6 protein-coding genes are annotated in these 8,539 nt (G+C 45.4%); all 6 read right to left on the bottom strand.

Annotated features, from left to right (window positions below; translation table 11 throughout):
* The coding region (locus tag ACT3RN_RS12870) for an enoyl-CoA hydratase/isomerase family protein (RefSeq protein WP_192992445.1) at positions 1-1,263 on the bottom strand (1,263 nt) is incomplete at its 3' end.
* A gap of 60 nt (positions 1,264-1,323) precedes the next feature.
* Positions 1,324-2,106 (bottom strand): enoyl-CoA hydratase, encoded by a 783-nt coding sequence (locus ACT3RN_RS12865; protein ID WP_192992444.1) that lies wholly within the window; start codon positions 2,104-2,106, stop codon positions 1,324-1,326.
* Positions 2,107-2,199: 93 nt separating this feature from the next.
* Positions 2,200-3,360 (bottom strand): acyl-CoA dehydrogenase family protein, encoded by a 1,161-nt coding sequence (locus ACT3RN_RS12860; RefSeq protein WP_192519255.1) that lies wholly within the window; start codon positions 3,358-3,360, stop codon positions 2,200-2,202.
* 187 nt (positions 3,361-3,547) lie between these two features.
* Positions 3,548-5,032 carry a CoA-acylating methylmalonate-semialdehyde dehydrogenase gene (locus ACT3RN_RS12855; RefSeq protein ID WP_192519254.1) on the bottom strand — a complete coding sequence of 495 codons (1,485 nt, stop codon included), beginning with the start codon at positions 5,030-5,032 and terminating at the stop codon, positions 3,548-3,550.
* A gap of 422 nt (positions 5,033-5,454) precedes the next feature.
* Positions 5,455-7,515 carry a propionate--CoA ligase gene (locus ACT3RN_RS12850; RefSeq protein WP_225739162.1) on the bottom strand — a complete coding sequence of 687 codons (2,061 nt, stop codon included), beginning with the start codon at positions 7,513-7,515 and terminating at the stop codon, positions 5,455-5,457.
* Between the two features lie 176 nt (positions 7,516-7,691).
* Positions 7,692-8,539, bottom strand: an 848-nt coding sequence (locus ACT3RN_RS12845; protein WP_442062008.1) for an AMP-binding enzyme, incomplete at its 5' end; no start/stop codon positions are given.

Below are 8,539 nucleotides of genomic sequence, written 5' to 3'. Positions count from 1 at the left end.
GTGATTTATATTCTGGCTCCCCAAAGACTCACTGCCCAGCCAGCCTTCCAATGGGTGCTCGCCTGCCGCATAGGGATTGGTGAAATGCTGATAAATGTATGCCTGTCCATCGGCGCTGAGACAGTCTGCCAATGAACGCGACCAATTGGGGTTACGGTCTTTGTCAATCAGCAGCGCCCGTACCCCTTCTTTGAAGTCAGGGTTGGCAGCGCAGTGTACCGCGACATTGGTTTCTAGGTACAAGACCTGCTCAAGCGATAGGTCTGCAACTTGATGATACAGTGCATAAGTCAACGCCACCGTCACAGGGCAGCCTGCTCTATAAGTAGCAACAGCGCGCTGCGTCCAGCTGTCTTGCGCAAAGTCGGCATCTAACTTCTCCAACGCCGCGTCGCTTTGCAAGATGGCATCAATGTCACCCAACCCGCCGCTATTCATTAACTGTCCAATGGCATGCCAATAGGTGGCCAGTTTGCTAGCGGGCAACTCAGTGACAGGCTGCGCCGCCAGTGCACGGCTAACGATACCATGAGCGCTGTTGCTATCGCACTTGTCTGTACTACTAGCAGCTAATTGCCAGTCACTCTGTTTTAAACTTTGTATGACAGCATCATAAGCATTACTAGCAACGGCATACTCTGCTAGATTGGCCAACAGCGCATCATTGCCATTACACATCGCTCCTGTTAAGCCCAAAAACAACCCTGTTTTGGCAGGCATATTCTGCAAAAACCAACTACCAGAGGCATCAGGGAACAGCCCAATGGTCACCTCAGGCATGGCAAAGCGCGTACGCTCAGTGACCACACGGTGACTACACCCTGCCATCAGTCCCATACCGCCGCCCATGATGATGCCATCACCCCAAAGTATTATCGGCTTGGCGTAAAAATGCATCTGGCGATAGAGGCTATACTCATGACTAAAAAACTCTGTCGCATAAGGATTTGGTAACGGCGCACTGGTCGACATACTGTCATACAGCTTACGAATATCACCACCCGCACAAAAAGCCTTGTCGCCTGCCCCTTTTAATACCAGAGCGACTATCCGTGCATCACTTGCCCACGCATCTAGCTGCTGTGATAATAATTTGCACATATCAACACTCAGCGCATTGAGAGATTTGGGCGTATTGAGCGTCATGACCCCAATCAAATGACCACAATCTGTCGGTTCAGTATTAAACAATACTGACGCTTCTTGCTCTGTGTTTTCTGTGACTTTTTGATTATTATCCGTTGCTTTTATAGCTGCTGTCATAAAAGGTACCTGCAAAAATTAAAATGAGTAAAACGACTGTTAGGACATCTTACCTACAGCCTATTTATTTTGCCAATTCGGTTTGCGTTTCTCTAAAAACGCTTGCACGCCTTCACGTTGATCGTTGGTATCGAACAACTTAACAAATGCTTCGCGCTCATGGATAAGGTTTTGTGCAGGCGGGGTATTTCTGGCGGCTTGGATAAGCGATTTAGAATAGCTGACAGCAACAGGAGACTGTTTAGCCACTTTTTGCGCTAGTGCTTGCGCCACTTTTAACCCTTCTCCTTTGGCAACAACTTCTTCAACGAGGCCAATACGTAACGCCGCTCCTGCATCCACGCGCTCACCGCACAATATCATGCGCTTTGCCCAGCCTTCACCCACTAAAGCCGTTAGATTTTGTGTACCGCCGGCACATGGTAATAAGCCGACGCCCGTTTCAGGTAATGCCATTTGGGCATGCTCTTCTGCAATACGAATATCACAGGCCAGCGCACACTCCAGTCCGCCACCCATCGCATAGCCGTTGATGACAGCAATACTGACACCGCGATACGCTGATAGCGCCTCAAACGCGTCGCCAAAAGCAATTGCCATGCTGACTGCGCGGCCTTTATCACCATCTGAGAAATTATTTAAATCAGCACCCGCTGAAAAGAATTTTTCGCCGGCACCGTGAATGATTAAAGCATACATATCATCATTGGCATTCAAATCAGTCACTAGCTGTTTGAGTGCTGGCAGACTCTCCATCGTCCACGTATGGGCTGGCGGGTTATTTAATGTCACAGTAGCAGTATGGCCATCAATTGCTAACTTAAGGTTGGTATAATCCGTCATAAATAGTCCTTTATTTTATCTGAATTTGGTATGGTTGAATGGTTAGGCGTTAAGCTCTGTCATCAAGTAGATTAAACACATGCCCTAATAGGCTTAACGCAATTGATCCAACGCATCATCTTGTAATAGCTGACGCGAGATAATCACTCGCATAATCTCATTGGTGCCTTCCAAGATTTGATGTACACGCAAATCTCGCACATGACGCTCAAGTGGATACTCATTTAGATAGCCATAACCACCATGTAGCTGTAATGCTTCATTGGCAACATCGAAGCACAAATCAGTAGATAAACGCTTTGCCATTGCGCAGTAGGTAGACGCTTGGACATCATTGTTATCGACTTTGCTCGCTGCTAGATAAAGCATTTGTCGCGCGCTAATGGTCTGGGTCAGCATATCGGCAAGTTTAAACTGTACCGATTGTAAATTAGCAATCTGGCTGCCGAATTGGCTACGCTCTTGCACGTAATTGGTCGCGGTCTCTAGTGCTGACTGTGCTGTACCAACCGCACAGATACCAATATTGATACGACCACCATCTAAACCCTTCATCGCAATACGAAAGCCTTGACCCTCCTCGCCTATCAAATTCTCTACTGGAACTTTGACATCTTTAAAACTAATCGTGCGTGTCGGCTGTGCTTTCCAGCCCATTTTATGCTCGTTTTTCCCATATTCGATACCAGCACTATTAGCATCTACCACAAAAGCCGAAACTCCCTTTGCGCCTGCGCCGCCTGTACGTGCCATGACGACTAACACATCCGTAGACCCTGCGCCTGAAATGAATGTTTTCTCTCCAGTTAATACATAATGCTCGCCTTGCTTATCTGCTTTGGTACGTAAAGAAGCTGCATCAGATCCTGCATTGGGTTCCGTTAAGCAATAGCTACCCAACCACTCGCCGCTGACCATGTTAGGTAAGTATTTTTTGCATAATTCATCACTACCATATTCGCCAATCATCCATGCGGCCATATTATGAATACTCATATAAGCAGCAACAGCAGTGTCGCCCCACGCAAGCTCTTCAAACACCATGGCAGAGTCTAAGCGCGGTAATCCCAAACCATCATATTCTGGATTGGTATACAATCCTAAAAATCCAAGCTCGCCTGATTTTTTTATGACATCGACTGGGAAATGCGAGGTGCGATCCCATTCTGCTGCATGTGGTTTTAGCTCTTTTTGGGCAAACTGCCGAGCGGTTTGGCGGAAGGCAATTTGGTCGTCGGTCAATGAAAAATCCATGAGGTCATCCTTGTGCGTGCATAGCAAATATGGTGTAGAGAATTTTATAAATCGTCAGTCTAATATTTTTCATATAGTGTTGGCTATACAGTATAGCAGCGACATAACTACAATCATAAGATCATGCTTTGCTAAAATATGCCTTAAGCAGGATTATCGCTATACCGCAAACATATCGAACGAGCGATTAAATTGAAATGGTGGTATTGACGCCGCGGCTCGCTTCATCATCAAACCAACGCGCAGTGACAGTTTTGGTTTGAGTATAGAACTGCACGGCTTGCTTGCCATACGGACCAAGGTCACCAAGCTTACTGGCACGTGAACCTGAGAATGAAAACATCGGTAGTGGCACAGGAATTGGCAAATTAATGCCAACCTGACCGACTTGAACGTCTTGTTGGAATTTGTGTGCGGCAGCACCTGACTGAGTAAATATCGCTGTGCCATTGCCATGTGGATTGGCATTGAGTATCTCAATTGCTTCGTCCAGATCGGCTGCACGCATGACACACAATACTGGCCCAAAAATTTCCTGCTGATAAATTTGCATATCAGTAGTGACATTATCAAAAATAGTTGGGCCGACAAAATTACCTTTTTCAAAGCCCTCAACGGTAATGCCACGACCATCTAGAATCAGACTTGCACCCTCTTCTACTCCAGCACCAATTAAATGCTCGACACGGGCTTTTGCCGCAGGAGAAATCAGCGGGCCTAGATCTTTATCATGTTTGCCTGCTGATACGACCAGCTTTTCCGCTTTGGCTTTAATATCATCAATCCACTCACCTGCAGTACCGACCAATACCACCACTGACAGCGCCATACAACGTTGACCCGCCGCCCCAAATGCTGCACCTGCTAGCTGATTAAGCGTCTGCTCTTTATTGGCATCCGGTAAGATAACACCATGATTTTTTGCGCCCATCATGCACTGAGCACGCTTACCTGATTGACTGGCACGCTCATAGACATGTTTGCCAACAGCAGTAGAACCCACAAAAGAAACAGCTTTTATATCAGGGTGATCACAAATAGCATCGACAGTGGCTTTTCCGCCATGTACGACGTTGAGCACACCTTCAGGTACGCCCGCTTCAATTGCTAATTCAACCAAACGCATGGTGACCATGGGGTCTTGCTCAGACGGCTTAAGGATAAAAGTGTTACCCGTGGCAATGGCCATTGGGAACATCCATAGCGGAATCATCGCTGGGAAGTTAAATGGTGTGATACCTGCACACACACCTAGCGGCTGCCAGATGCTATAGGTATCAACGCCTGATGCGACGTTTTCAACAAAGTCACCAATCTGTAAGTTTGCAATACCTGCTGCATGCTCAACCACTTCTAAACCACGGAATACATCACCGCGGGCATCCGCAATGGTTTTACCTTGTTCAGCGGTCAAAATCTCTGCTAGCTCATCCATATGCTCGCGTATCAATGCTTGATACTTTAAAAATATACGAGCACGTGTGGTTATGGGCGTTTTGCGCCATGTTTGAAAGGCAGTCTGAGCGGCGATGACCGCTTGGTTGATTTCATCATCGGTCGTTTGTGGAACCTTTGCGATGACTTCTTGGGTGGCGGGATCTGTGATATCAATCCATTCGCTGGTATCAGAATCGACGAATTGACCATTAATGAGCTGCTGAACGTGGTGCATAAGATATCCTTATCTTGTTTGCGAAACGACTATTTACGAAACTACTGACATATAACCAATTTTCACCTTGGTAAAGGTTCTAATTTTATTGATGATCATCAATTATATAAATTTAAAATGATTTATTATGTATCGTTATTGACTATAACAATAATTCATTTTTGTGGTCAAGCCCTTTATCAAATTTTTATCTTAGCGTGAGGGATCCTAGTTAAGGCCTCGACATTATCGTCGGCTTGCGCCTGGCTTGGTAAGCTTTTAGCGATCAGCAGTCCTAATATTTGAATATCAAACAGACCCATATTCGCCAGTCAAGATTATGGGGATTTAAAATTAAAAAAGCCCATGATAATTCATGAGCTTTTATACAATATTGAATGTCCTTATGGATCAGTTATCGATAGATTCATATTTCGTATTCATCAATAATCCTTCATAGACTGCTTGATCGCATCAATCGCGGGTGGATTATCGAGTGTCGACATATCGCCTGTTTCCTTGCCTTCTGCTAATGCACGAATGGCACGGCGTAATATTTTTCCAGAGCGAGTCTTTGGTAACGCTTGCGGAAAATAAATAGCCGCGGGCCTAGCAATACCGCCGAGAGATTTAACCACGGCACCGATGACTTGCTGCTCAATACGAAAACGGTTTTCCGTGGTTGCCACTTGCTCATGATCTCTCAGCACACAGAACGCAATCGGCAACTCCCCTTTCAACTGATCTTGAATACCAACAACCGCACACTCTGCCATCTCTGAATGCATGCTGATCGCCTCTTCAATCTCTTGCGTACCAATTCGATGACCAGCGACGTTAATCACATCGTCTGTACGCCCTAAGATATAAAAATACCCATCCTCATCAGTCACGGCATAGTCGGATGTAGAGTACTGTTGACCATCGAACAAACCAAAATAGCTGCTGACAAATCGCTCATCGTTGCGCCATACCGTGGTTAGACAGCCGGGCGGTAGAGGCGCTTTGATTGCAAGTAAGCCTTTTTCGCCCGCAGCACAGAGCTCACCTGTCTCTTCATTGATAACTTGTGCATCGTAGCCATACATTGGATAGCCAGGCGATCCTTGCTTATGCGGCTTATGATTAAACTTTGGCGTATTGCTTAGAATGGGCCAACCAGACTCTGTCTGCCAATAGTGATCTAAAATAGGAACCCCTAAATGCTTAGTAAGCCAATTAGCTGTTGACTCATCGAGTGGCTCACCTGCTAAAAAGAACGACTTAACACTTGAGACATCGTAACGCGTCATCCAAGCTTCATCTTGTTTTTTGAGCATTCGTACACCAGTCGGTGCAGTGAATAGTATATTGACCTTATTGGCCTCGACAATCCGCCACCAAATACCTGGGTTTGGTCGATGTGGCAATCCTTCATACATGACACTGGTCATGCCAGCTAACAATGGCGCATAGATGGTATAAGAATGACCAACGGCCCAGCCAATATCAGATATTGCCCAAAACGTGTCTCCTGCTTTGCCATCATAGATATAATCCATCGAGGTAGTGAGCGCGACTGCATGACCACCCGTATCACGTTGCACACCTTTTGGTGTGCCCGTCGTTCCGGAAGTATACAGAAGATAAGACGGTGCATTAGACTCTAACCATACTGGCTCTACAACAGCATTTGTCTCACAACTGACGCGGCGCTCGGTTGCATAGTCCACATCAATATCTTGTGGAGCAAATGGCAATACACCTCGGTTGACAACCAACACATGCTCAGGCTTTACGTTAGCTTGCTCAGCCCCTTGATTGACGAGGCTTTTATAATTAATAACCTTACCACCGCGCAAACCTGCGTCTACCGTGACAACCATTTTTGCTTCAGCATCATCCATACGGATCGCCAAATTATGTGCAGCAAATCCGCCAAATACCACTGAATGTACGGCACCAATACGAGCACAAGCCAACATCGCATAAGCAGCCTCTAGTATCATTGGCATATAAATAATGACGCGATCACCCTTACCGATACCATGACGTTGCAGCACATCCGCAAAATAATTGACTTCTTTATACAAGTCATTGTAAGTCAAACGGCGCTTAGTATAGTCTGTATAAAACTCGACGTTGTTGCCTAAATCTTTAAATGAATCAACGACTGCGGGAAATGTCTCAATCAATTCTTGGTTAATCTCTGATGACAGCCAAATGAATGCATCTTGCTCTGCGCGCTCTTCGAGGTGACGATCTACGCAGTTATAACAAAGATTGGTCTCACCGCCCACGAACCACTTAGCGAACGGCAAATTACTGTCATCAAGAATTTTATCAGGCTCTTTATGCCAGTAGATACGCTTGGCTTGCTCAGACCAAAAATGTTCACGATTATTAATAGAATCGTGATAAATATCAGCAAAACTCTGAGTGTTATCAGAGGGTCCTTGCGGGTTTTGAATAGAAACGTGATTGCTGCTTTGGTCGGTGCGTTGATTGATGGCTTGCTCGTTCATAATGGCTATCCTTAGCGTAAACGATGGGTAATAAGACACTATCTTTATAATATAAACTCTTATTGCACACTATCATAATGCAATATTGGCTGTCCTTGCCAAAACTAAAAAAACCGATACATTACGTATCGGTTTAAAATGTATCAGAGCTAAAGATAAAGGTCAACTACATAAAACTATACTTCTGTCTGATCAGCATACGTTTTTCGCATGGCTTTTTTATCATGCTTACCGACAGAGGTTTTGGGTAGATCATCCACAAACTTAAACTGGCTAGGCACGCCATATTTAGGAATCATACCCCGCTCTACCGCTTTTTCAGCAATGGCTTTGATATCATCAACACTCGTACTCTGAGCATCAGGTTTTAGAACAATCAAGGCCAATGGACGCTCGCCCCACTGTGCATCACGAACACCAATGACTGACACATCAGCCACGGCTGGATGCAGCGATAAAATAGTCTCAATCTCTAAAGATGATATCCACTCACCACCTGATTTGATCACATCTTTTAGGCGATCGGTAATACCAATATAACCATCAGGGCGTATATAAGCGATATCTTGGGTATGCATGTAGCCATTATCCCATAGCTCCTTACCCGCATCCTCATTCTTTAAGTAGCTTTGGGTCAGCCAAGGTGCCCGCAATACCAGCTCGCCTGTATGTTCTTTGCCTGTATCAACTGATTTGTTGTCTGTACCCCACACTTGGGCATCAACCATGAGCACAGGCTTACCCGTCATACAGCGGCGCGCGATATCTTCGTCATCGGACATCTCAGGCTCATTGAGACTAAATTCAGTCAAGCTAATAAGTGGTGCCGTCTCTGACATACCATAGCCAGTATAGACTTCAATACCTTGAGACATGGCAAGCCTTGCTAGACCTTCTGTCAATCGTGAGCCACCGATGATCATTTTTAAACCATTAAAACTGGCATCACGATCCTGCGCTTCTTTTATTACCATTTGTAAAATCGTTGGCACACAATGAGTGATACTGACTTTTTCATTGATAT

The organism is Psychrobacter sp. AOP5-GZ1-6, from assembly GCF_052376345.1.
Lineage (GTDB): Bacteria > Pseudomonadota > Gammaproteobacteria > Pseudomonadales > Moraxellaceae > Psychrobacter.
Note: the sequence above shows the minus strand (reverse complement) of the source record. Positions and strands in the feature narration are given on the sequence as shown.